This is a genomic window from Oxalicibacterium solurbis, assembly GCF_014635845.1.
Classification (GTDB): domain Bacteria; phylum Pseudomonadota; class Gammaproteobacteria; order Burkholderiales; family Burkholderiaceae_D; genus Oxalicibacterium; species Oxalicibacterium solurbis.
Map to the genome: position 1 here is coordinate 499730 of NZ_BMDP01000002.1, position 23625 is coordinate 523354.

Here is a 23625-nt window from a genome sequence, read left to right on the forward strand (position 1 = left end):
CTTCCGATCCAGATTCCCTTTTTCCGAATTGCAATGACCCAAGACGAAATGAAACAGGCGGTGGCGCGTGCCGCCATCGAATACGTGGTGTCCGGCGAGATCATCGGTGTCGGCACCGGTTCCACGGCTAACTTCTTCATCGACGAACTCGGTGCGATCAAGGATCGCATCAAGGGCGCGGTGGCGTCTTCCGAAGCGACAGCGGAGCGCCTGCGCGGCCACGGCATCCAGGTGTTCGACCTGAACGACGTCGATTCGCTGGCCGTCTACATCGACGGTGCGGACGAGATCACGCTGCAGGGCGCGATGATCAAGGGCGGCGGCGCGGCGCTGACGCGCGAGAAGATCGTCGCCTCGGTGGCGCGCCAGTTCGTCTGCATCGCCGACGGCTCCAAGCTGGTCAAGGTGCTGGGCAGGTTCCCGTTGCCGGTCGAGGTGATTCCGATGGCGCATGCCACCGTGGCGCGCAGCCTTCGCGCGCTGGGCGGCGATCCGCAATTGCGTGCGAAGGACGGCAAGCCGGTCGTCACCGATAACGGTTGCTACATTCTTGACGTGCACGGCATGCAGATCGCCGACCCGGTGACGACAGAGCAGCAGATCAACCAGATCGTCGGCGTGGTGACGGTCGGCCTGTTCGCGCAGCGCGGCGCCAACATCGGCCTGCTGGGCACGGCGGAAGGCGTGAAGCGCATGACGTTCTGACGTTTCTTCACTGAACGTGAAAAGGCCGGCATGTTTGCCGGCCTTTTTTCTTGCGGTTTGCCTGTTTGTGTGCAGCGTTCGACTGGATTGTCAGCGATTCAGCAGTTTCAGGAAATCCTGTTCCGGCACCGGCCGGCTGATCAGGTAGCCTTGCCCTTCGTTGCAGCCGTTCTGCCGCAGCAGCGCGGATTGCTCTGCGGTTTCTATGCCTTCGGCCAGCACGTTCAGATTCAGGTTGTGGCCGAGCGAGACGATGGCGCGCACGATGGCAGCGCTGTTGCCGTCGATGGCGATGTCGCGCACGAAGGACTGGTCGATCTTCAGCGTATCGACCGGGAAGCGTTTCAGGTAGCTGAGGCTGGAATAGCCGGTGCCGAAATCGTCCAGCGAGATGCGCACGCCCATCGCGCGCAGTTCCGTCAGCATTGCGAACGATTTCTCGACGTCGGTCGCCATTACGCTTTCGGTGATTTCCAGTTCCAGCCATTGCGCATCCAGCCCGGTCTCCGCCAGCACGCGCTCGACCTGCTGCACGATGTCGCCGCGCGCCAGTTGGCGCGGCGACAGGTTGACCGAGATGACAACCGGCGGATAGCCGGCATCCTGCCACGCGCGGTTGCGCCGGCAGGCCGTCTGCAGCACCCATTCGCCGATCGGGATGATAAGGCCGGTTTCTTCCGCCAGCGGGATGAAGGCGCCGGGGGAGACCAGGCCGGAATGCGGACTGTTCCAGCGGATCAGCGCCTCGACGCCGATGATCTCGCCGCTGGCGAGGTTCAGCTTCGGCTGATAATGCAGCACCAGTTCGTCGTTCGGAATCGCCTGCCGCAGCCGGTTCAGCAATTCGAGGCGGTCGGTGACGGTGGAATTCATCTCGGCCGAGTAGTACTGGAACATGTTGCGGCCCAGTTCCTTGGCCTTGTACATCGCCGAATCCGCATGCTTGAGCAGCGTTTCCGCATCGCGGCCGTCGTTCGGATACAGCGTGATGCCGACGCTGCAGGTAATACGGAATTCCAGATCGTTGGCGGTCCACGGCTGCGCCACTTCGTGCAGCACGCGCTGCATGGTCTGCGTGATCGATTCCTCGTTCGGCTGGCTGGTCAGCAGCAGCACGAATTCGTCGCCGCCCTGGCGCGCCACGGTATCGCTTTCGCGCAGGCAGGATTTCAACCGCTGCGCGGTGATCTTCAGCAGTTCATCGCCGACCTGATGGCCGAGGCTGTCGTTGATGAACTTGAACTGGTCCAGATCGAGGAAGGCGATCGCCGTCAGATTGCCGTAGCGCTGCGAATGCAGCATCGCCTGTTGCATGCGGTCGTACAGCAGCGTTCGGTTGGGCAGGCCGGTCAGCGCGTCGTGTGTGGCCTGGAAGCGGATCTCGGCTTCGTGCAGCTTGCGCTCGGTGATCGCTTCCACCGTGCCTTCGAAGAACAGCAGCTTGCCGCTGCTGTCGTGCACGGCGCGGGCGTTTTCGGAAATCCAGATGATCTCGCCGTTGCGACGGTAGATGCGCGATTCGAAATTGGTGACGACGTTGTCCTGTTCCATCAGCCGCACGAATTCGGCGCGGCGATGCGGATCGACGTAGAGCTGGTGATCGATGTCGCGCAGCACGGCAATCATTTCCTGCGGTGAAGCATAACCATACATGCGTGCCAGCGCCGGGTTTACGGCGAGGTAGCCGTCGTTCGGTGTCGATTGATAAATCCCCTCGATCGCATTCTCGAAGATGCTGCGGTAGCGGCGCTCGGCCTCGCGCAGGGCTTCGTCGGCCTGCTTGCGTTCGGTGATGTCCTGGATGAAGCCTTCCAGCACGTCGCGTGTGATGTTGGTGCCGCGTTCCCACACCCAGCGGATGCTGCCGTCTGCGCGCACGATGCGGTATTCGATGTCGAATCGACAATTGCGGGCGACCGCTTCCAGGATCGTTGTGCGCACGTGCCGGCGATCGTCCGGATGCGTGATCTGGTCGTAGGAGATACGGCTGTTGAACAGGATGTCTTCTTCGCGATAGCCGGTCAGCGCCAGACAGCCTTCGCTGACGAATTCCATCGTCCAGTGTTCATCCAGTCGGCAGCGATAGACCATGCCTTCCAGATTGGCGAGCAGCGTGCCGAGCATGCGCGCTTGCAGCGCAGGATCGGCAGGAGTGGAGGGCATCGACAGCAGCATGGATGGAGAACGATGTGAATCAGGGTTGCGGCAATTCATCGTTCCCTTGAAGCAATAACGATGCCACCGGCATGAGGTGGCGGTTTTGCACTGCGATGGCGCAAGTTTCTTGCAGAGGGGGCAAGAGATTATCGATGCTGCAACGGTATTGCAGAAAATGAAACTGCAGATTTGCAGTGGAGGAGAACGGAGCAGGGAGATTGAGAATGAAAAAACGGCGGCTCCATGGCCGCCGTTTTCATACGTGAAGTATGCGCGAAGTATGTGCGAAAGTTCAGCGCGGACGATCGGTGATCTCGCGCGCCATCCTGTCCTGTCGATCGTAGAAATCGCGCGTGCCGATGTCGCCGCGATTGCGTTGGCGATCCGGCACGAGAAATTCGAGATCGTGGATCAGTTCGTCGTCGATCTCCGCGTCTTCATCATTGCCCCAACTGGTATTCATAAGCTTCTCCTTGCAGGCCGCCATTGTACGATGCCGGCGTCATCGCTGCCCATCGCAACGACGCTCAGCCGAGCGAGTCTGGCACTTCGCCGTTGCCCGGCAGTTTTGCCGCCATCACATCCATGCGCTCGATGGCCAGCGGCTTGGCCAGCAGTTCGCCGGCGCGCTGGCCGAGCGCTTTTGCGATTTCGCCTTCCAGATGCGCCTTGCGGCCGGCCTCGTCGGCAAAGGCATCGAAGATGCCGAAGGTGCGGTCATCGAACTTAACGGCAAACCACGAGACGGTTGCCGGCTCGCCCAGCGCATAGGACAGCTGCGCACGCAGAAATTCTTCCAGTTCCTTTTCCTTGCCGGGCTTGGCTTCGAGACGGACTTGCAGTGCGACATTCACCATGATGGTCTCCTATCGAAATGGACGGGATACAACAACAACGTGGATATCGTCGATTCTATTACGGTTCCGCCGCGAGGTAATGTGCGGTGAAAAACCGAAGCCGGCCAAAAGTTCTAGCGTCTCGCCAGACCGTACCAGCAGGCCACGGCCACCGGGATTGCAAGCGCGACGGCCGACAGCACATCCCATACGTCGTCGCCGAGCAGGGCGGAGATCAGGCCGACGGCTGTGACGATGCCGATCAGGACAGGCACGCCCCACATACGTTTGAAGGCGGCGTTCATCATGCTTCCTTTCCTGCTGCGGCCAGTGCCGGCGATGCGGCTTCGTTGGCCTTCGGCACTTTCTTGCGCTTGAGCCACAGGTACAGGCCGCTGCCGAGCACGATGATGGTTGCAATATCCAGCAGCGCCCACAGGATCTGCATCGGCAGGCCGCCGTAATCGCCGAAGTGCAGCGGCTGCGAGATCAGCAGCGCCGTTGCGTACCACGGCAGCGTGCGGCTGTCCGTCACCTTGGCGGTTTGCGCATCGACCAGCACCGGCTTCAGCAGGCGCGATGTCGCCGGCGTCTCGCCGCGCATGAAAATCCCGTAATGATGCGGGCTGGAAAACGATGTGCCGGGAAAGGCGATGAAAGACAGTTTCATGCCGGGTTCCAGCGCCTGCGCCGCGACGACCGACTGCTGCAGCGAACCGAGGCGTTCAGGCGGCGGCAGGTTCTTGTATGGCGCGACCATTTCGCCCATCTGGTCGTAGCGCCAGTAGGCGATGATCGGATCGGCCAGCGTATTGATGATGCCGGTCAGCGTCACGACCGATGCCCACACCAGCGTGACGATGCCGAGCAGGTTGTGCAGGTCCAGCCATTTGACGCGCGGCGAATTATCGCGGCGTACGGTACCGAAATCCAGCTTGCGCATGAACGGCGAATAGAGAATCACGCCGGAGACGATCGCCACTGCCAGCAGCAATCCCATGAAGCCGAGAAACAGCGTGCCGGGCAGGCCGGCGAACAGGTCCACATGCAGGCGGAACATCAGGTTGATGAAGCCGCCGTCCAGTCTCGGCAGCCCCAGCACGGCGCCGGTACGCGCATCGACGGCAACCTGCTTCAGGTCGGTTTCGGAGGTCGGCGTCGTGCTCATCGTGACGTACCAGATGCGGTCGTCGTCATCTTCCTGTGAAACGAACATGCCGCCCTTGTCGGGAAACTGCGATTTCGCGACTTCCATCACGCGATCCAGGCTGACACGCGGCGTATCGGCAGGAAGTTCCGGCGCCTCGATCTCGTCGCCCAGCAGATGGCCGATCTCGTGATGGAAGATCAGCGGCAGGCCGGTCAGGCACAGCAGCAGCATGAATACGGTGCAGACCAGGCTGCTCCATTTGTGTATCCATGCCCATTGGCGGAGGCGGTGGGCTTTCATGTCGATCCTGTTGTATGAATGACGAATATTAATGCAAATCATTCCTATTTGAAATCGTGGCGACTACAATGAGAATCTTTCTCATCTTTGAATGACAGGTATTTCTTCATGTCCTCCCGATTCCGACGCTCTCCCATCGCCATTGCCGCCTTTCTCGTAGCAGGCGGCGCCTTTGCGCAACAACCAGCCGATACGGCCGTTACGACTCCTGAGCAGACGCTCGGCACCATCGTCGTCAATGCGTCGGCCGATGCCTCGGCGGAAGGTTTGTCGAAGCCTTATGCCGGCGGGCAGGTGGCGCGTGGCGGGCGTATCGGCATTTTGGGTACGCAGGACAATATGGATGTGCCGTTCAATGTCACGAGTTATACGAATGAACTGATTCAGAACCAGCAGGCACGCAGTGTTGCAGACGTTCTGCGCAATGATCCTTCAGTAAGGGTGGCGCGCGGTTTCGGAAATTTTCAGGAGTCTTATTTCATTCGTGGCTTTTTGCTTGGATCAGATGAGGTCGCCTATAACGGCCTATACAGTTTGCTACCTCGTCAATATGTTGCTGCGGAGTTGTTTGAGCGTGTAGAGGTCTTGAAAGGTGCCAGTGCCTTTTTGACCGGTGCCTCACCCGGAGGCGGGGGGGTTGGTGGTTCGATTAACTTATTGCCGAAGCGAGCGCCAAATGATCCGCTTACGCAAGTGACGGTTGGGGGCGGCATTGGTACCCAAGGTAGCGTAGCTGCTGACATCGCAAGAAGATTTGGCCCTGATGGTAATACAGGTGTTCGGCTGAACGCGGTACGTCGGGAAGGAAATACTGGTGTAGATGATGAAAAAACAGAATTGAGTGTGCTTGCTCTGGGTGTGGATTGGCGCAGTCGCGATGTGCGTTTGTCTGCCGATATCGGTCATCAGGATAATAAACTGAAGCGAGCCCGTACCAATGTCACGCTCGGTTCCGGTTTGACTTCTGTTCCCACGGCACCTGACAACGACAGTAACTGGGCGCAGGATTGGTCGTATTCCAATGAGAGGGATACTTTCGGTACTTTCAGGGCCGAGTATGACCTTTCTACCGATACGACGGCCTGGGGCGCATTTGGTATGCGCCGTTCGACCGAGGAGAATTCGCTCGCCAACATTACTGTCACCGATCCGATTACCGGTGATGGCAATACACGACGCGCTGACAACTACCGTGAAGATATCGTCAAGAGCGCTGAAATCGGTATTCGTACCAAATTAAGAACGGGCTCCGTCGGACATACTTTGGTGGCTTCGGCATCGACATATTATTTGTCGTCGGAAAATGCCTATTCCTGGAGTCCGGGCGGTGGTATTTCGACTAACTTGTACAACCCGACTAAAAGCGCGCGACCTGCGACGACAACACCTGTTACGTCAGGTGGCGATATGAATGACCCCAATGTCACGACAAGAAAGCAATTCAACAGCATTGCAGTGGGAGACACACTTTCCTTTGCTGATGACCGTGTGTTGCTCACTTTGGGCGTTCGTCAACAAAAGCTTGATGTGCGTAGCTACAACTACTATACCGGTGAGCAGAATACAGGTGGTTCTGGCGGTTACGACAAGTCGCGTATATCGCCGGTGGTGGGCTTGGTCTGGAAAGCAACGGATCGCCTTTCTGCTTACGCAAACTATATTGAAAGCCTTGCGCAAGGTGCTGTCGCTCCAATGGCGGATGGCTCGAGAACTGTCACAAACGCAAATACGGTTTTCTCTCCTTACGTTGCCAAACAAAAAGAAATTGGCGTCAAATATGATGCGGGAAGAATCGGCGGCGGGGTTGCCTTCTTCACGACTGACAAGCCCAGCTCTCTTCTTACGCAAACATCTCCGACGACGAGCGTATTCAGCGTGAATGGCGAAGATCGTCATCAAGGGGTGGAATTCACAGTTTACGGAGAAGCTACCCGCAATCTGAAATTGCTGGGTGGTTTGACACTTCTAGATGCTAAACAAAAGAAAACAAGCAATGGCCTGACTGATGGTAATAAGGTCATCGGGGTGCCGGATGTACAGGCAAATATCGGGCTCGAATGGAAAGTCCCCGGAATCCAAGGCTTGTCGCTCGACTCCCAAATTATTTCTACGGGTCGTGTGTATGCAGACAACGCAAACACCCTGCGTGTACCGGGCTGGACACGCCTGGATTTAGGCGCGCGTTATCTGTCCGAGATCGGTGGCCGTTTGGTGACATGGCGTGCTCGCATCAATAACGCTACGGATAAAGATTATTGGGCTTCTGTTGGAGGATATCCAGGAAGCGGATATTTGGTGCTTGGTACTCCACGTACTGTTGTTGTCAGTGCAACGATAGATTTTTGATCTTTTTACCGATATCTCTGACTCCTTACATGAGGGCGGACATCAATTGTCATGAGTTTGGCAATTGATGTCCGCCCTTTGATTTGACGAATGCCGTATCATCATGGCCCTTTCACCAATGGAACGCGCCATGACAAATGCATGCGGTGTCGATTTCGGCACATCGAACTCGACCTTCGGCTGGCATCGGCCGGGGCAATCGCCGCTGCTGCAGCTGGAAGACGGCAAGGTCACGCTGCCGTCCGTCGTTTTCTTCAATGCCGACGAAGAGCAGGTCTATTACGGCCGTGCGGCGCTGTCCAACTATCTTGAAGGCTACGAAGGCCGCCTGATGCGGTCACTGAAGAGCCTGCTCGGAACCAGCCTGATCGACGACCAGACCGAAGTGATGGGAACGGTGCTGCCGTTTCGCATGCTGCTGACGCAATTCATCGGGGAACTGAAGCGCCGCGCGGAAGCGGCGGCGGGGCGCGAATTCACGAATGCGGTATTGGGACGTCCCGTGCATTTTGTCGATGGCGACGAAGAGGCGGATACGCTGGCCGAAGACACGCTATATGAAATCGCGCAATCGGTCGGCTTCAGGGAAATCGAGTTCCAGTACGAACCGATTGCTGCCGCTTTCGATTACGAATCCCAACTCGAACGAGAAGAACTGGTACTGATCGCCGATATCGGCGGCGGCACGTCGGATTTCTCGCTGGTGCGTCTGTCGCCACAGCGTGCGAAACAGGCCGATCGCCGCAGCGATATCCTGGCTTCCGGCGGCATCCACATCGGCGGCACCGATTTCGACAAATACCTGAGCCTGGACAGCATCATGCCGCTGCTCGGACTCGGATCGCGTCTCGCCAGCGGCACGGAAGTGCCGTCCAGCTATTACTTCAACCTGGCGACCTGGCACACGATCAATCTTGCCTACACGCAGAAGACCTGGCTGCAGATCAAGGACATCTACCGCGATGCGCGCGAGAAGGAAAAGCTGGATCGCCTGCTGAACGTGATCGAGCAGCGCGCCGGCCATTGGCTGGCGCTGAAGGCGGAAGAGGGCAAGATTGCGCTGTCGTCGCAGCGCCAGACCGAATTGCGCCTCGATCGCCTGCAGCCGGCGGAGATGCTGCTGCTGGAACGCGACGGATTCGAGCAGGCCATCGGCAAGCTGGTTGAATCCATCGAGACGACGGTGACGCGCCTGCTGGCTGACGCCGGCATCGCAGCGCAGGATGTCGATACCGTCGTGTTCACCGGCGGCTCCAGCGGTGTGCATCTGCTGCGCGAACGCATTGCAGCCTTGCTGCCCGAGGCGCGTCGTGTCGAAGGCGATTTGTTCGGTAGCATCGGCGCGGGGCTGGCGCTGGATGCAGCAAGAAAATTCGGCTGACGCATATTGATTCCATTTTGGCCGCTGCATCGCTGTATGAGCTACGCATACGCCGCGTCTTCATTTGCCATTTTCTCGACATGGATGCGACATGCATCACGAAGCATGTTTCCTGTTTTGCCGGGACGAAGCTAAAATGGTATAAATAATTTCCGTATTTTTCGATACGTGGTTCGATGTGCGAGTCGGTGCGCGATTCGGCTGCCATTCGTTTGCGTCCCGAATCGTCATCAAGCCGTCACAATACGGGATTATCTTCACGAACTTTTCGTCGCGGCACGATGCTGCCGTGAACAGGAAAACCAGGCCTGAAAGGATCAGATGTTTGCGGCAGTGGATTTGGGATCGAACAGTTTTCGCCTGCATATCGGCAGACACGATGGCGAGACGATGCGCATCATCAAGAGTGCGCGCGATCCGATCCGCCTCGGTTCCGGGCTGGACAGCAAGGGCAATCTGACCGCTGCGGCGATGGATAGCGCCGTCGAATCGCTGGCCCGTTTCAATTCCATTCTGAGCACTTATCCGTTGAATGCGGTACGCGTGGTTGCCACCAACACGATGCGCATCGCGAAGAATGCCTCGGCATTCCTGCCGCGGGCGGAAGCGGCGATCGGCTATCCGATCGAAATCATCTCCGGCGAGGAAGAAGGGCGGCTGATCTATCTGGGCGTCGCCAGCGCCTTGCCGTCGAACGAGCGCAGGCTGGTGCTGGACATCGGCGGCGGCTCGACCGAACTGATCCTCGGCACGGGGACCGAAATCGAAGTCGTCGAATCGTTCAGCATCGGCACGGTGCCGCAGACGAACGGCTTCTTTGCGGACGGCAATATCGATGCGGCCGCCTTCGACGCCGCCATCCTGTCCGCCCGTTCGCGCTTCGAGGATGCCGCGCCGCAGTACCGCGAGAAATCGTGGACGAACGCTTATGGTTCGTCCGGCACGATACGGGCGATCGCCGATGCGATTGCGCGCAACGGGATCGGCGACGGTGCGGAGCTGACGTTGAAAAGCCTGGAGGCGATGAAGCGCCGCCTGATCCAGTTCGGCCACGCCAGCCGCATCGATCTGGCCGGCATGAAGGCCGATCGCGCGACCAGCATCACCGGCGGCCTTGCCACGTTGATCGGCATCATGCAGGAACTGGGCATCCGTTCGATGAAGCCGGTGGAGGCCGGCCTGCGGATGGGCGTGCTGTGGGATCTGCAATTGCGGGCCACGCGGCGCGACCGGCGCGAACTGTCTGTGCGCGATTTTCTGCAGCGCTTTCACGCAGATGAAAGCCGCGCCGATCGCGCCGCCTATATCGCGGCGACCATGTTCGCATTGCTGAAACCGAACGACGATGCCTATGCGCGCTTGCTGTACTGGAGCGCGCTGCTGCACGAGATCGGCCTGTCCGTCTCGCACAGCGGCTATCACAAGCACGGCGCCTACATGATCGAGAATGCCGATCTGTCCGGCTTCACCACGCGCGAGCAGCGCACGATGGGGCGTTTCGTGCTGGCGCAGAAGGGCAATCTGCGCAAGATCGGCGACAGCCTGGCAGATGCCGATTTCGCCAAGGCGGTGGTGGCTCTGCGGCTGGCAGTGACGCTGATGCATGCGCGCATCGATGTCACCCCGGATGCGGTACGCATCAAGATGAAGAACCGCATCGAACTGGAAGTGCCGCGCGTCTGGGCGGAAAGTCATCCGACCGTTTCCTACTGGATTTCCAAGGAGCCGGAAGCCTGGAGCGAGGTCGGCATCGATTTTTCGGTTCGCCTGACGTGATGATCTGAACGCGGCATCGCCGGCTGAACCTTTGCCGGCGCATCCTCTCTGAATCAGCGCGGGCAATTCAGCGTCGCAATCGTGCCATGCGCCATTACAATGGCGGGCGGCAATCCCCCGACTTTTTCCGGAGCGCATCTTGTTCGACAGCATTACCGACATCGTTTCACAAAGCGGTTATCTGGGCATCTTCCTGCTGATGCTGGCGGAAAACGTGTTTCCGCCGATCCCATCCGAACTCATCATGCCGCTGGCCGGCTTTGTCGCAGCACGCGGCGAACTGGATTTGATTCTGGTGATCCTGTCCGGCACGGCCGGCTCCGTGGTCGGTGCGCTGCCGTGGTATTACGCCGGTGCCTTGTTCGGCAAGGACAGATTGAAGCGGATGGCGAACCGTTTCGGCCGCTGGATGACAGTCTCGCCGGCAGACATCGACATGGCTTCAGACTGGTTCGAACGGCACGAGGGTGCGGCGGTTTTCTTCGGCCGCCTGGTGCCGGCGATCCGTACGCTGATCTCGGTACCGGCCGGCATCATCCGCATGCCGATGCTGCCGTTTCTCGCCTATTCGACGATCGGTTCGCTGATCTGGACCACGTTGCTGACGATGGCCGGCTTCCTGCTCGAATCGCAGTACGAAGTGGTGGAAGGATACGTCGATCCGTTATCCAAGCTGGTAGTGCTGACGGTCATTGCGGTCTACGTTTACCGCTTCATCCGCTTCAAGCCGCAGCACTGATCAGAACACCAGCGCGCCTTTCATGAACAGCGCGATATCCACGTAATCGGACAGCCGGTTGTCCGGCTTGGCGATTGCCGCCAGGCCGCCAAGTTCGATCACGGTACCCGGCTTCGTCAATTCCTGCATGGCGTCGCCGGGGCGCTTGGCACGACGGATGGCCAGCGCCAGCGTCTTGGCGACGGCAAAGCCTTCCAGCGTCAATGCCGACGGCGGCTCGTCGCGGTATTTCTTCATCATGTTCAGGTGTTCCAGTTGCAGCGCCGTCTTGCCGTTGTTGGGATTGGGCACGACCTGCGAGAACACTGTCCATTCCACTGCACGCTGGCCGGCGAGTTCGCGCAGCGTTTCCAGATTGGTCAGCGAGGTGCCGGCGACGAAGGTCTGCGGCGCCGATTTACGGAATTCCTTCAGGAACAGCGCCGTGCCGATCGCATCGCCGATCGCAATCACGAAGCCGGGTTTGGCAGCGGCCAGTTGTGCGATTTCCTGCACATTGCGTTTCTCGTCGGTGCCGATGCGTACTGCGCCGCGTAGCTGCAGCTTGCGCTGCTTCAGTTCGGCGGACAGTGCCTGGAACGCCTGCTGCGAAGAGGAATCGTCCTGATAGACGACGCCGACATCCTGCATGCCCAGCGGCGCGAAGTGCGACAGGATGTGGCGAATTTCCTGCAGATAGTCTGGACGCCAGAACACGACGCGCGTGCTGGCAATGCCGGTGGATGCCACCAGCGGCGCGAACAGTTGCAGATGGCTGCGCTTGAAGGCCGGCGCATCCAGGATTCCCTGTGTGACACCGCCGCCGACGCCGCCTAGCAGGTAATCGACGCGATCGCGCTCGATCAGTTCGGTGGCCGCGCGTGCCGCGGCCTGAGGTGAGGCCTGGTCGTCACGCGTGACGTAGCGTATCCGCTTGCCGTTGATGCCGCCGGCGGCATTCAGCGCATCGAAATAGGTCTTGATGCCGGCTACGTAATCTCGGCCGATGGCGGCATTCGGGCTGGAAAGATCGATGACCTGGCCGATTACGATGGTATCCGGTTCGTCGGCCGGGAAGGCCGGAGTCGTGATCAGAAGCGCGGTGGACGCAATGGAGAGAAGGCGAAAAAGGCGTGGCAGCATGTATTGGCGCAGGGTTGTCCTATTGGAGCGCAATTCTGCTTGCCGATTGTGACGGGTTGATGAATGGCGCCGAAGGCCGAAACCAAAACCGCTCGAATTGCATCGGCCGTAAGTCTTGCTTAAATTGAATAAACTATATATATTATTTATACGATTTATTCTTGAGGAGGGTGGCGTGAAGGAAAATGCAGACAAGTCGTCGGACAAGCCGGCAGCGGAAAGGGAAGCGATTGCCGCTTCGAAGGACAAACCGGTAGCGGCCGGCAAGACATCCAGGACCGCAAAAAAAGCACCGGCAGTGAAACAGCCTGCAGCGAAGCGGTCGCCGGCACGGCAGCCAGCGAAAAAGGCGACGCCGGTAAAGACCGCTTCCGCAGCGAAACAGCCGGCACGCAAGACCGCAACCAAGGCGGCGACTAAAGCCACAACGCCAACCAAGTCGACAAAATCGACCGGGCCAACCAGGTCGGCCAAGGTATCGAAGTCGACGACGGCCAAACCGACGTCGCAGCCTGCAGCAAAGCCGGCACCGAAAACCCAGCCGAAGCAGGCCGAAGTGAAGGAAAAGGTCAAGAAGGCGAAGCTGGTACGCGACAGCTTCACGATGCCGGAATCCGAATATCAGGTGCTGGCGGATGTGAAGAAGGCTTTCCTGAAAAAAGGCGTCTCGGTCAAGAAGAGCGAACTGCTGCGTGCAGGCCTTGTGCTGATCCGCACGATGGATATGGGCAAGCTCAATGGCGTGATCCAGGCACTGGCACCGATCAAGGCTGGTCGCCCTAAGAAGGAAAAATAACGATCTGCAACTATTGCCTTGCGGACGGCAAGGCGCAGAAATGTACGGAAAAAATGTACGAAGATACAAGGCCGGCGCGGTAATACGCACCGGCTTTTTTCATCTGTTGTCGTGTCATCAAACTGACATGACGCTGTCATTTTGCTGAAGTAATCGGTAGTTACGCTTCGTCCCGTCACACTACAAAGGACGAAACATGCAGACACTGACGACCTCCGCCGATGCAGCCGCTTCCTCCTCGCGCCTGACGTTGAGTTTTGCCAGCACGCCGGAAGAAGTGCGTGAAGTGCAGCGCTTGCGCTACAAGGTGTTCATCGAGTCGATGGGATTGACCGCGCTTGCCAACGCGGAAGGCCTGGATCGCGACGAATACGACACCTATTGCGACCACCTGATCGTGCGCGATGCCGAAACGCTGAAAGTGGTCGGCACCTATCGCGTGCTGAGCCCGCAGGGCGCACGCCGTGCCGGCCGCTTCTACTCCGAGCAGGAATTCGACCTCGGTCGCCTGCATCACCTGCGCAACCGCATTGCCGAAGCGGGCCGTGCCTGCATCGATCCCGCCTATCGCAGCGGCGCCGTCATCATGATGCTGTGGGCCGGCCTGGCCGCTTTCATGCAGCGTGAAAAATGCGAATACCTGATCGGTTGCGCCAGCATCAGTCTGGCGGACGGCGGCCACAACGCCGCGGCGCTGTACCGCAAGGTCAGCGAAAGCAATCTGGCGCCGACCGAATACCGTGTCCGCCCGCATCTGCCGTTTCCGCTGGATGATCGCGACGCCACGCAGGCACCGACGATTCCGCCGCTGATCAAGGGTTACCTGCGCAGCGGCGCCTGGATCTGTGGCGAACCGGCATGGGATCCTGATTTCCACAGCGCGGATCTGTTCATGATGCTGCCGCTCGCCAAGCTGGACAGTCGCTACGCCCGCCACTACCTGAAGGAGAGCCAGCCAGCATGAAACCGCGCGATCCCTTTCTGACGGCAGATTTCATCGGTGCGGACATCGAGTCCGGTTCCGGCAAGCGCGAACCGGTCCGCTTCCGCACCATCTGGATTTCGGACGTGCATTTGGGGACGACGGGGTGTCAGGCGCAACGTCTGCTGGAATTCCTGCGCCGTACCGAATCGGAGACGCTGTACCTGGTCGGCGACATCATCGACGGCTGGCAGCTGAAGCGCCGCTGGTACTGGGAGCAGTCGCACAACGATGTGGTGCAGACGGTGCTGAAGAAGGCGAAGAAGGGTACCGAAGTCATCTTCGTGCCGGGTAATCACGACGAAGCGGTGCGCCAGTTTATCGATCTGGATTTCGGCGGCATCCGCGTGCGCGACGAACTCGTGCATACGACGGCGCAGGGCAAGCGCATGCTGGTGCTGCACGGCGACCGTTTCGACGGTGTGATCGCCTGCGCCAAGTGGCTGGCCTATGTGGGCGACAGCCTGTACACGATGATCCTGAAGTGGAATCAGTGGTTGAACAGCTGGCGTGCGCGCGCCGGCCTGCCGTACTGGTCGCTGTCGCAATACCTGAAGCTGAAGGTGAAGAACGCGGTCAGCTACATCTCGTCGTTCGAGCAAGCACTGGCCGAAGAGGCGCAGCGACGCGGGCTGGATGGCGTCATCTGCGGCCATATCCACAAACCGGAAATCCGCAGCATCGACGGCATTCTCTACTGCAACGACGGCGACTGGGTGGAAAGCCTGTCGGCGCTGGTGGAAGAGCATTCCGGTGAACTGCGGCTGGTGAGCTGGCAGGAAATCGTTGCACCGTCGGCCGCCGCCAAGCAAAAAATGGAGGAAGCATGCGTATCGCCATCGTGACGGATGCCTGGGCGCCGCAGGTCAACGGCGTCGTCAATACATTGAAGGCCACGCGTCGCCAGTTGCGCGCGTCAGGCCACGCGGTGTTGATGCTGACTCCGGAAAACATGCGCAGCTACGCCTGCCCGACCTATCCGGAAATCCGGCTGGCCTACAAGCCCTATGCAAAAGTGGCGGCGGCGTTGAAGGCGTTCGATCCCGATTGCATCCACATCGCCACCGAAGGACCGATGGGATTGGCGGCACGCCGCTATTGCCTGAACAACGGGCTGGATTTCACGACCGCCTATCACACGCGCTTTCCGGAATACTTGCGTGCGCGTTTCCGCCTGCCTCTGGCGATTTCATACCGCTGGTTGAAGTGGTTCCACCGGCCGTCGAAATCGGTCATGGTACCGACGCCGCGCATGCGGGAAGCGCTGGAACGCAGCGGTTTCCGCAACGTGGTGCTGTGGAGCCGCGGCGTCGATACGCAGCATTTCAAGCCGGGACCGCGCGAGGAATTGACGCACGAACGGCCGTTGTACCTGTACGTAGGCCGCGTCGCGGTCGAGAAGAATATCGAAGCATTCCTGCAGATGGACCTGCCCGGCGCGAAATGGGTCATCGGCGACGGCCCGATGCGCGAAGAGCTGGAGGCGAAGTATCCGCACGTGCGTTTCCTCGGCGCGAAGACACACGAAATGCTGCCAGCGTATTACAACTGTGCCGACGTGTTCGTATTCCCCAGCCGTACCGATACCTTCGGCCTGGTCATGATCGAGGCGATGGCTTGCGGCGTGCCGGTGGCAGCCTATCCAGTCGAAGGGCCGGTGGACGTAGTGGCGCACGGCAAGTCAGGCGTGCTGGACGAGGATCTGTCCAAGGCCTGCTTTGCGGCGCTGGGCCTGAAGCGTTCGACGGTGCGCGAACATGCGCTTTGCTATTCGTGGGAAGAGGCGACGCAGCAGTTCGTTCGGCATCTGCATCCGGTGCGTCGCATCAAGCCGCTGCCGGCGGTGCGCTCGTCGATCGCCTGACGATTACGGCAGGAATGAAAAAAGCGGGAGGCGTTTGCCTCCCGCTTTGCATTGGGACACTGGTATTGGTCGCTGTGTTACTTCGTCATATTACGTTGCCTACTTTGTCAGCTATTTTGCAAGATCCGGCCCCATCACCGAACGGATGAAATGTTCGGCAACGCCTTCACGCTCGCGCTGCACGATCCACCAGATGTTGCCTTTGCGGATCGTCCAGTCCTGCGGTGCGCCGGTCAGCAGCGTGGCGGCGACCTGGCCTAGCGTCGGCTGGTGGCCGATGATGAGCACCGGCTCACGGCTGTCCGGCCAGTGGGCGGCGGCGAGTATTCGCTCGGCTGTCGAATCGGGGGCGAGGTCGGGAACGATCTTGAACTTGCGGTTTAGCGCTTCGGCCGTCTGCACGGCGCGCGTGGCGGGACTGACCAGGATGCGGCAACTGTTGGGCAGGTTGCGGTCCAGCCATTCGGCCATCTTCGATGCCTGCTTGTGACCCTTGGCCGTCAGCGCGCGTCCTTCGTCGGGTTCACCCATTTCCGCTTCTGCATGTCGCCACAGGATCAGTTCCATTTCGCTACTCCACCGGGGTGCCCAGTATCTGCATCAGATATTGCTGCGCGCCGAACGCGGCCAGTTTTCCGCGGGGCTTTCTCTTGTGATAGTTGCCGTCCGAATCGAGTTCCCAGGCGTTGACGTTATCTTTCAGGTAGGGATTCAGGCCTTCGTTGATGACGCGTTTCTTCAATGCGGGGTCGAGAACCGGGAAGGCGACCTCGATGCGGCGGAACAGGTTGCGGTTCATCCAGTCGGCGCTGGACAGGTAGACGTCGTGCGCCAGATCGTTGCGGAAGTAATAGATGCGGCTGTGTTCGAGGAAACGGCCGACGATGGAACGCACGCGGATGTTTTCCGACAGCCCCGGCACGCCGGGACGCAGCGCGCAGGCGCCGCGCACGATCAGGTCGATCTTCACGCCATCGGCGGAAGCCGCGTACAGCGCGCGGATCACCGATTCGTCCAGCAGCGCATTCATCTTGGCGATGATGCGGCCGGGGCGGCCGGCCTTGGCGATCTTGGCCTCGTTGCGGATGGCGCGGATGAATTCCTTCTGCAGCGCGAACGGCGCCAGCCACAGGTGATGCAGCGTTTTCGGCTTGGTCAGGCTGGTCAGGTGGATGAAGACTTCGTTGACCTCGGTGGAAATCGCCGGATTGGCCGTCATCAGACCGAAATCGGTGTAGAACTTGGTGGTGCTCGGATGGTAGTTGCCGGTGCCGAGGTGGGCGTAGTAGCGGAACGTGCCTTCCTCGCGGCGGATGACGAGCGCCAGCTTGGCGTGCGTCTTCAGGCCGACGACGCCGTAGACGACTTGCGCGCCGGCGCGTTCCAGCCGGTCGGCCCAGTTAATGTTGGCTTCCTCGTCGAAACGTGCCATCAGTTCGACGATGACGGTGACTTCCTTGCCGCGCTGGGCGGCCAGGATCAGCGATTCCATCAGGTCCGAGTTCATGCCGGTGCGGTAGATCGTCTGCTTGATGGCGACCACGTCCGGATCGAGCGCTGCCTCGCGCACGAATTCCAGCACCGGCTGGAACGATTGATAAGGATGGTGCAACAGCACATCCTGCTTGCGGATGGCGGCGAATAGGTCGACGTTCGCCAGCCGCGGCGGATAGGTCGGCGAGTAGGGCGGGAAGCGCAGTTCCGGCTTCGATGCGTGATCGATGATTTCGGACAGGCGCACCAGGTTCACCGGGCCGTCCACCGCGTACAGGCGCGATTTGTCGATCGAGAATTGCTGCAGCAGGAAATCGGACAACTGCTGCGGGCAGTTCTTGGCAACTTCCAGCCGTACTGCAACACCGAAGTTGCGGCTTTGCAATTCACCCTGCAGCGCCTGGCGCAAGTTCTTCACTTCTTCTTCATCGACCCACAGATCGCTGTTGCGGGTGACGCGGAATTGCGAGTACGACATGACCTCGCGCCCCGGAAACAGATCGTTGATATGCGCGTGGATGACGGAAGACAACAGGCAGAACGCGACGCCGTTTTTCGACAGCTCCGGCGGCAATTGAATGACGCGCGGCAAGACGCGTGGCGCTTTCAGGATGGCAATCCCGGTGCCGCGGCCGAACGCATCCTTGCCGGACAGTTCGACGATGAAATTCAGACTTTTGTTGACGACCTGCGGGAAGGGATGTGCCGGATCGAGGCCGATCGGCGTCAAGAGCGGGCGGACTTCGCGGTCGAAATACTGCTTGACCCAGGCGCGCTGTTCGTCGCTGCGATCCTGGTCGCGTAACAGATAGATGCCTTCCTTCGCCAGTTGCGGCAGGATACTTTCGTTCAGTACGCGGTATTGATGTTCGACCAGGCGGTGACATTCAGTCGCGGCAATGTTCAAGGCGGCTGAAATCGACGGTACTTCGGCCGGTTCGATTTCCATATGGTTGTTCGCCAGCAGGCTGGCGATGCGCACTTCGAACAACTCGTCGAGATTGTTACTGACGATGCACAGATATTTCAGACGTTCCAGCAGCGGCACATGCAGGTTTTCTGCCTGCGCCAGTACGCGCCGGTTGAAGGCGAGTTGTGACAGCTCGCGATTCAGATAAATGGCGGACTTCGGCGGGACATGGGCTGGCACGACATCGAGTACGGCTTTCTTGTGCATTTTTCTGGATTTCTTCATGAAGATGCCGCTGAGTCTATTGTTCGTTTATGACAACTTGATGACAGGAAAATCGCGATTTTTCGCATTTATGACACGATTTTTGCGGCGTCATAAAGCTGTCACAATTGCTGGGTAGAGTCTCGCATGTCTCATCAAGTTGGTTTTTTAACTAAGGAGCAGTTATGCGATTGAATCTCTTCGTGAAATCCGCTGTCATCGCTGCAGGTGCGGCTTTGACGATTACTTCGGCAATGGCGGCAGACATCACCGGCGCCGGCGCAACCTTCCCGTATCCGATCTATTCGAAATGGGCAGAGTCCTATAAAGCAGCAACCGGCACCGGCCTGAACTATCAGTCGATCGGCTCCGGCGGCGGCATCAAGCAAATCAAGGCCAAGACCGTCGACTTCGGCGCATCCGACATGCCGCTGAAGCCTGAAGACCTGAAAGAATCCGGTCTGATGCAGTTCCCTGCCATCATGGGCGGCGTGGTTCCTATCGTCAACCTGGAAGGCGTGGCGCCAGGCCAGATGAAGATGACGCCGGAAGTGTTGGCTAACATCTACCTGGGCAAGATCACCAAGTGGAACGACGGCAAGATCAGCGCGCTCAACCCGGGCGTGAAGCTGCCGGACAGCGACATCACCGTCGTTCACCGTTCGGACGGTTCGGGTACGTCCTTCCTGTGGACCAATTTCCTGTCGCAAACCAATGCTGACTTCAAGAGCGAAGTCGGTGCAGGTACGGCCGTCAAATGGCCGGTCGGCGTAGGCGGCAAGGGTAACGAAGGCGTCGCCGCCAACGTTCAGCGTATCAAGGGTTCGATCGGTTACGTCGAATACGCTTACGCGCACAAGAACAAGCTGTCGCACACGCAGCTGCAAAACCGCGAAGGCAACTTCGTCCAGCCTGACGACACCAGCTTCAAGGCTGCTGCTGCCGGTGCTGACTGGGCCAAGACCCCGGGCATGCAGATCGTGCTGACCAACCAGCCGGGCAAGGCAAGCTGGCCGATCACCGGTGCTTCGTTCATCCTGATGCACACCACGCAAGCTTCGGCTGAACGTGCGAAGGAAGTCCTGAAGTTCTTCGAATGGTCGTACAAGAACGGTGGCGCAATGGCTTCCGAACTGGATTACGTCGCGATGCCGGAATCGGTCGTGAAACTGGTCGAACAAGCCTGGAAAGCCGACCTCAAGGACGCTTCCGGCAAGGCGATCTGGTAATCGCTTCCTTCCACGCTATCTAACATGACGGGCCGGCCGCAATGACGAAATCCGACAAGGGTTCCGCCTTGCGCCGGCCCAATTCGCCTGAGAAGACCATGAGCGCACGTCCCGATACTCTTCCCGCTCCGGCCATGATGGGCCAGGATGCCAAAACACAGGGCGCCGTTTTCAGCAAATCGCTGATGGCCACGATGCGCCGCCAGCGGTTGCAGGATTTTCTGTTTCATAAGGTTACCTTCCTGTTCGCACTCTCCGTGCTGCTCGTTCTGCTGGGGATCATCGCATCGCTGATGATCAATGCCTGGCCGGCCTTGAAGGCCTTCGGCCTGCCGTTCATCACGAGCATCGAATGGGATCCCGTCAACGACCAGTACGGTGCGGCGATCGCCATCGTCGGCACGCTGGTTACTTCGCTTATCGCCTTGCTGATCGCGTTTCCGGTCAGCTTCGGCATTGCATTGTTCCTCACCGAAATCTGCCCGGCCTGGCTGAAGCGCCCGCTGGGCACTGCGGTCGAACTGCTGGCTGGTGTGCCCAGCATCATCTACGGCATGTGGGGGCTGTTCGTCTTCGCACCGCTGTTTTCCGATTACATCCAGCCGGCGCTGGCGGCGACGCTGGGTAAGCTGCCGATCATCGGCAACCTGTTTGCCGGCCCGCACATGGGCATTGGCATTTTGGCCGCCGGCATCATCCTCGCCGTCATGATCATCCCGTTCATCGCTTCAGTGATGCGCGACGTGTTCGAGATCGTGCCGCCGGTACTGAAAGAATCCGCCTATGCGCTGGGCTGCACGAAGTGGGAAGTCGTGCGCAAGGTGGTGCTGCCATATACGCGCATCGGCGTGGTCGGCGGAGTGATGCTGGGCCTGGGCCGCGCGCTGGGCGAGACGATGGCGATTACCTTCGTCATCGGCAATGCACACAAGCTGTCGTGGTCGCTGTTTTCGGCCGGTAACAGTATCGCCTCGACGCTGGCCAATGAATTCGCCGAAGCGGAAACGACGCTGCACGTATCGTCGTTGTTCGCGCTCGGCCTGATCCTGTTCGTGATTACTTTCCTCGTCCTGTCGGCCGCCAAGCTGATGCTGATGGGCATGGCCCGCAAGGAGGGCGCGAAATGACCGATACCGTCATGCAAAAAGAGCAGATCAACCCGGTCTACCGCAAACGCCTGTTCATCCATCGCGTTGGCATTGCGCTGTCGTTCCTGGCGATGGTGCTCGGCCTGTTCTTCCTGATGTGGATTCTGTTCACGCTGATCGTCAAGGGCGTGGGCGCAATCGACCTGGCCATCTTCACGCAAACCACGCCGGCACCGGGCAGCGAAGGCGGCGGCCTGATGAATGCGATCGTCGGCAGCCTGCTGATGGTTGGCGCGGCGACGTTGATCAGCACGCCGATTGGCGTCTTTGCCGGCGTCTATCTGGCCGAATACGGCGAGGTCAGCCTGTTTGCCAAGGTCACACGCTTCGTGACGGACATCATGCTGTCGGCACCGTCCATCGTGATCGGCCTGTTTATCTATGCGATATACGTCGCCAATGTGCAGCACTTCTCCGGCTGGGCTGGCAGCTTCGCGATCTCGCTGATCGCGATCCCTGTCGTCGTGCGTACTACTGACAACATGCTGGGCATGGTGCCGACCAGCCTGCGTGAAGCGGCATTCGCACTGGGTGCGCCGCGCTGGCGTGTTTCCACCTTCGTGCGGCTGCGTGCAGTGAAGGCCGGCGTCATCACCGGCGTGCTGCTGGCGGTGGCGCGTATTTCCGGCGAAACCGCACCGCTGCTGTTCACCGCTCTGAACAACCAGTTCTACAGCGCGAACATGAATGCGCCGATGGCCAATCTGCCGGTCGTTATCTACCAGTTCGCGATGAGCCCATATGAAAACTGGCGCGCACTGGCGTGGGGCGGCGCGTTGCTGATCACGTTCAGCGTGCTGGCGCTCAACATTCTGTCGCGTTCGCTGTTCAATCAAAAGATCAATCACTGAAACTGAATTCTTCCGGGCTAACTCTATGACTACGTCTGCAGAAACGATCAACAAAAAGACCCTCGAGATCCAGAATCTCAACTTCTACTATGGCGGTTTCCAGGGATTGAAGAACATCAACCTGGACATCCACGACAAGAAGGTAACGGCTTTCATTGGCCCGTCCGGCTGCGGCAAATCGACGCTGCTGCGCACCTTCAACCGCATGTACGACCTGTATCCGGGCCAGCGTGCGGAAGGCGCCATCCTGTACCACGGCGCCAATATTCTCGAACCGGGCCAGGACGTGAACATGCTGCGTGCCAAGGTCGGCATGGTGTTCCAGAAGCCGACGCCGTTTCCGATGTCGATCTACGACAACATCGCCTTTGGCGTGCGTCTGTATGAAAACCTGCCGAAGGGCGAAATGGACGAACGTGTCGAATGGGCGCTGAACAAGGCGGCGCTGTGGAGCGAAGTGAAGGACAAGCTGAACAAGAGCGGCCTGTCATTGTCCGGCGGCCAGCAACAACGCCTGTGCATCGCGCGTGGCGTGGCAGTGAAACCGGACGTGCTGCTGCTGGATGAACCGACTTCGGCGCTGGACCCGATCTCGACCGCCAAGATCGAGGAACTGATCAGCGAACTGAAGGGCGACTACACGATCGCCATCGTCACGCACAACATGCAGCAGGCCGCGCGCTGCTCGGATTACACCGCCTACATGTATCTGGGCGAACTGGTCGAATTCGGCGAGACGGATCAGATCTTCATGAATCCGGCCAAGAAGGATACGCAGGACTACATTACCGGCCGCTTCGGTTGATTGCGTCCAGAAGAACATCAACAAGCGACCCGTAAATCGAATATTCAGGAGAAACCATGACAGGCGAACACTCTTCCAAGCAATACGACATGGATCTGGAAACCATCCGCTCCAAGGTGTTGCTGATGGGCGGTCTGGTCGAAAGCCAGTTTCAGGACGCCGTTTCCGCCTTCCGCAGCGGCAATGTGGCGCAGGCCGACCAGATCATCAAGGCCGATGAAAACGTCAACAACCTCGAAGTCTCGCTGGACGATGCGTGCAGCCATCTGATCGTCAAGCGGCAGCCAGCCGCCAACGACTTGCGCACCGTGATGGCGACGATCAAGGTCATCACCGACCTTGAGCGCGTCGGCGACGAATCGACCAAGATCGCACGCGCAGCCAAGAGCATCAGCGAACGCGGCGTAACGGCGATCAATCACTATGAAACGATTCGCGTCATGGCCGCCAGTGCAGGTAATATGCTGCATGATGCGCTTGACGCTTTTGCACGCCTGGACGGCAAGCAGGCGATCAAGCTGATTGCGCAGGATGAAGCGGTCGATCACGAATTCCGTTCCATCATGCGTGCGCTGATCACCTTCATGATGGAAGACCCGCGCACGATTTCCGGCGCGCTGGATACATTGTGGGTTGCCAAGGCGATCGAGCGCATTGGCGACCATGCAAAGAACATCGCCGAATATGTGATCTATATTGTCGAAGGCAAGGACATCCGCCATACCGACTATGCCGTTTCCCGCCTGGATGAACGTACTGCCAGCTAACCG

General features: G+C 59.2%; 22 protein-coding genes. 14 read left to right on the forward strand and 8 right to left on the reverse strand.

The window, feature by feature from the left end; all coding sequences use genetic code 11:
• Positions 1-33 precede the first annotated feature (33 nt).
• The gene (rpiA, locus tag IEV40_RS07975) at positions 34-705 is read left to right on the forward strand and encodes a ribose-5-phosphate isomerase RpiA (RefSeq protein WP_188420452.1); all 672 of its coding nucleotides are present in this window, start codon (positions 34-36) and stop codon (positions 703-705) included.
• Positions 706-795: 90 nt separating this feature from the next.
• Here rpiA and IEV40_RS07980 read toward each other — a convergent pair whose 3' ends face one another.
• The 5 genes from IEV40_RS07980 to IEV40_RS08000 all read right to left on the reverse strand — a co-directional run bounded on the left by IEV40_RS07980 (position 796) and on the right by IEV40_RS08000 (position 5148).
• Positions 796-2868, reverse strand: a complete 2073-nt coding sequence (locus IEV40_RS07980; RefSeq protein ID WP_229724021.1) for a putative bifunctional diguanylate cyclase/phosphodiesterase — start codon at positions 2866-2868, stop codon at positions 796-798.
• Between the two features lie 286 nt (positions 2869-3154).
• Complete coding sequence (locus IEV40_RS07985; RefSeq protein WP_188420454.1) at positions 3155-3325, reverse strand: hypothetical protein; 171 nt, start codon at positions 3323-3325, stop codon at positions 3155-3157.
• Positions 3326-3389: 64 nt separating this feature from the next.
• A complete protein-coding gene (locus tag IEV40_RS07990) occupies positions 3390-3719 on the reverse strand; it encodes a putative quinol monooxygenase (RefSeq protein ID WP_188420455.1) in 330 nt (109 codons plus the stop codon).
• Between the two features lie 113 nt (positions 3720-3832).
• Positions 3833-4006 carry a hypothetical protein gene (locus IEV40_RS07995; protein ID WP_188421202.1) on the reverse strand — a complete coding sequence of 58 codons (174 nt, stop codon included), beginning with the start codon at positions 4004-4006 and terminating at the stop codon, positions 3833-3835.
• On the reverse strand, positions 4003-5148 hold the full coding sequence (locus IEV40_RS08000) for a PepSY-associated TM helix domain-containing protein (protein ID WP_188420456.1): 1146 nt from the start codon (positions 5146-5148) through the stop codon (positions 4003-4005). The genes IEV40_RS07995 and IEV40_RS08000 overlap by 4 nt, the downstream gene beginning before the upstream one ends.
• Positions 5149-5256: 108 nt before the next feature.
• Between IEV40_RS08000 and IEV40_RS08005 the strand changes: the two genes are divergently transcribed.
• The 4 genes from IEV40_RS08005 (at position 5257) to IEV40_RS08020 (ending at position 11390) form a co-directional block, all read left to right on the forward strand.
• A complete protein-coding gene (locus IEV40_RS08005; RefSeq protein ID WP_188420457.1) occupies positions 5257-7494 on the forward strand; it encodes a TonB-dependent receptor in 2238 nt (745 codons plus the stop codon).
• Positions 7495-7624: 130 nt separating this feature from the next.
• On the forward strand, positions 7625-8875 hold the full coding sequence (locus IEV40_RS08010; protein ID WP_188420458.1) for an Hsp70 family protein: 1251 nt from the start codon (positions 7625-7627) through the stop codon (positions 8873-8875).
• A 321-nt stretch (positions 8876-9196) separates the two neighbouring features.
• Positions 9197-10651, forward strand: a complete 1455-nt coding sequence (locus IEV40_RS08015; RefSeq protein ID WP_188420459.1) for a Ppx/GppA phosphatase family protein — start codon at positions 9197-9199, stop codon at positions 10649-10651.
• Positions 10652-10790: 139 nt separating this feature from the next.
• The gene (locus IEV40_RS08020; protein WP_188420460.1) at positions 10791-11390 is read left to right on the forward strand and encodes a DedA family protein; all 600 of its coding nucleotides are present in this window, start codon (positions 10791-10793) and stop codon (positions 11388-11390) included.
• Here the strand turns inward: IEV40_RS08020 and IEV40_RS08025 are convergent, their stop codons facing one another.
• Entirely contained in the window at positions 11391-12512 is a 1122-nt protein-coding gene (locus IEV40_RS08025; protein WP_188420461.1) for an ABC transporter substrate-binding protein, read from the reverse strand.
• Positions 12513-12687: 175 nt separating this feature from the next.
• Between IEV40_RS08025 and IEV40_RS08030 the strand changes: the two genes are divergently transcribed.
• The 4 genes from IEV40_RS08030 (at position 12688) to IEV40_RS08045 (ending at position 16154) form a co-directional block, all read left to right on the forward strand.
• On the forward strand, positions 12688-13308 hold the full coding sequence (locus tag IEV40_RS08030) for a hypothetical protein (RefSeq protein ID WP_229724022.1): 621 nt from the start codon (positions 12688-12690) through the stop codon (positions 13306-13308).
• 196 nt (positions 13309-13504) lie between these two features.
• A complete protein-coding gene (locus IEV40_RS08035; RefSeq protein WP_188420462.1) occupies positions 13505-14272 on the forward strand; it encodes a GNAT family N-acetyltransferase in 768 nt (255 codons plus the stop codon).
• A complete protein-coding gene (locus tag IEV40_RS08040) occupies positions 14269-15135 on the forward strand; it encodes a UDP-2,3-diacylglucosamine diphosphatase (RefSeq protein ID WP_188420463.1) in 867 nt (288 codons plus the stop codon). Before IEV40_RS08035 ends, IEV40_RS08040 begins: the two co-directional genes overlap by 4 nt.
• Positions 15117-16154 (forward strand): glycosyltransferase family 4 protein, encoded by a 1038-nt coding sequence (locus IEV40_RS08045; RefSeq protein WP_188420464.1) that lies wholly within the window; start codon positions 15117-15119, stop codon positions 16152-16154. The genes IEV40_RS08040 and IEV40_RS08045 overlap by 19 nt, the downstream gene beginning before the upstream one ends.
• A 111-nt stretch (positions 16155-16265) precedes the next feature.
• Here IEV40_RS08045 and sixA read toward each other — a convergent pair whose 3' ends face one another.
• Both sixA and ppk1 read right to left on the reverse strand, forming a co-directional pair.
• Positions 16266-16721: a phosphohistidine phosphatase SixA gene (gene sixA / locus IEV40_RS08050; RefSeq protein WP_188420465.1), complete on the reverse strand. Its 456-nt coding sequence runs from the start codon at positions 16719-16721 to the stop codon at positions 16266-16268.
• A 4-nt stretch (positions 16722-16725) separates the two neighbouring features.
• On the reverse strand, positions 16726-18825 hold the full coding sequence (ppk1, locus tag IEV40_RS08055) for a polyphosphate kinase 1 (RefSeq protein ID WP_229724053.1): 2100 nt from the start codon (positions 18823-18825) through the stop codon (positions 16726-16728).
• Between the two features lie 182 nt (positions 18826-19007).
• Here ppk1 and pstS point away from each other — a divergent pair, with 182 nt between their 5' ends.
• The 5 genes from pstS to phoU all read left to right on the forward strand — a co-directional run bounded on the left by pstS (position 19008) and on the right by phoU (position 23622).
• On the forward strand, positions 19008-20051 hold the full coding sequence (pstS, locus tag IEV40_RS08060; protein WP_188420467.1) for a phosphate ABC transporter substrate-binding protein PstS: 1044 nt from the start codon (positions 19008-19010) through the stop codon (positions 20049-20051).
• 137 nt (positions 20052-20188) lie between these two features.
• Complete coding sequence (gene pstC / locus IEV40_RS08065) at positions 20189-21178, forward strand: phosphate ABC transporter permease subunit PstC (protein ID WP_229724054.1); 990 nt, start codon at positions 20189-20191, stop codon at positions 21176-21178.
• The gene (gene pstA, locus IEV40_RS08070; protein ID WP_229724023.1) at positions 21175-22050 is read left to right on the forward strand and encodes a phosphate ABC transporter permease PstA; all 876 of its coding nucleotides are present in this window, start codon (positions 21175-21177) and stop codon (positions 22048-22050) included. Before pstC ends, pstA begins: the two co-directional genes overlap by 4 nt.
• Before the next feature lie 25 nt (positions 22051-22075).
• Positions 22076-22855: a phosphate ABC transporter ATP-binding protein PstB gene (pstB, locus tag IEV40_RS08075; protein WP_188420469.1), complete on the forward strand. Its 780-nt coding sequence runs from the start codon at positions 22076-22078 to the stop codon at positions 22853-22855.
• Positions 22856-22911: 56 nt separating this feature from the next.
• Entirely contained in the window at positions 22912-23622 is a 711-nt protein-coding gene (gene phoU, locus IEV40_RS08080) for a phosphate signaling complex protein PhoU (RefSeq protein WP_188420470.1), read from the forward strand.
• Positions 23623-23625 lie beyond the last annotated feature (3 nt).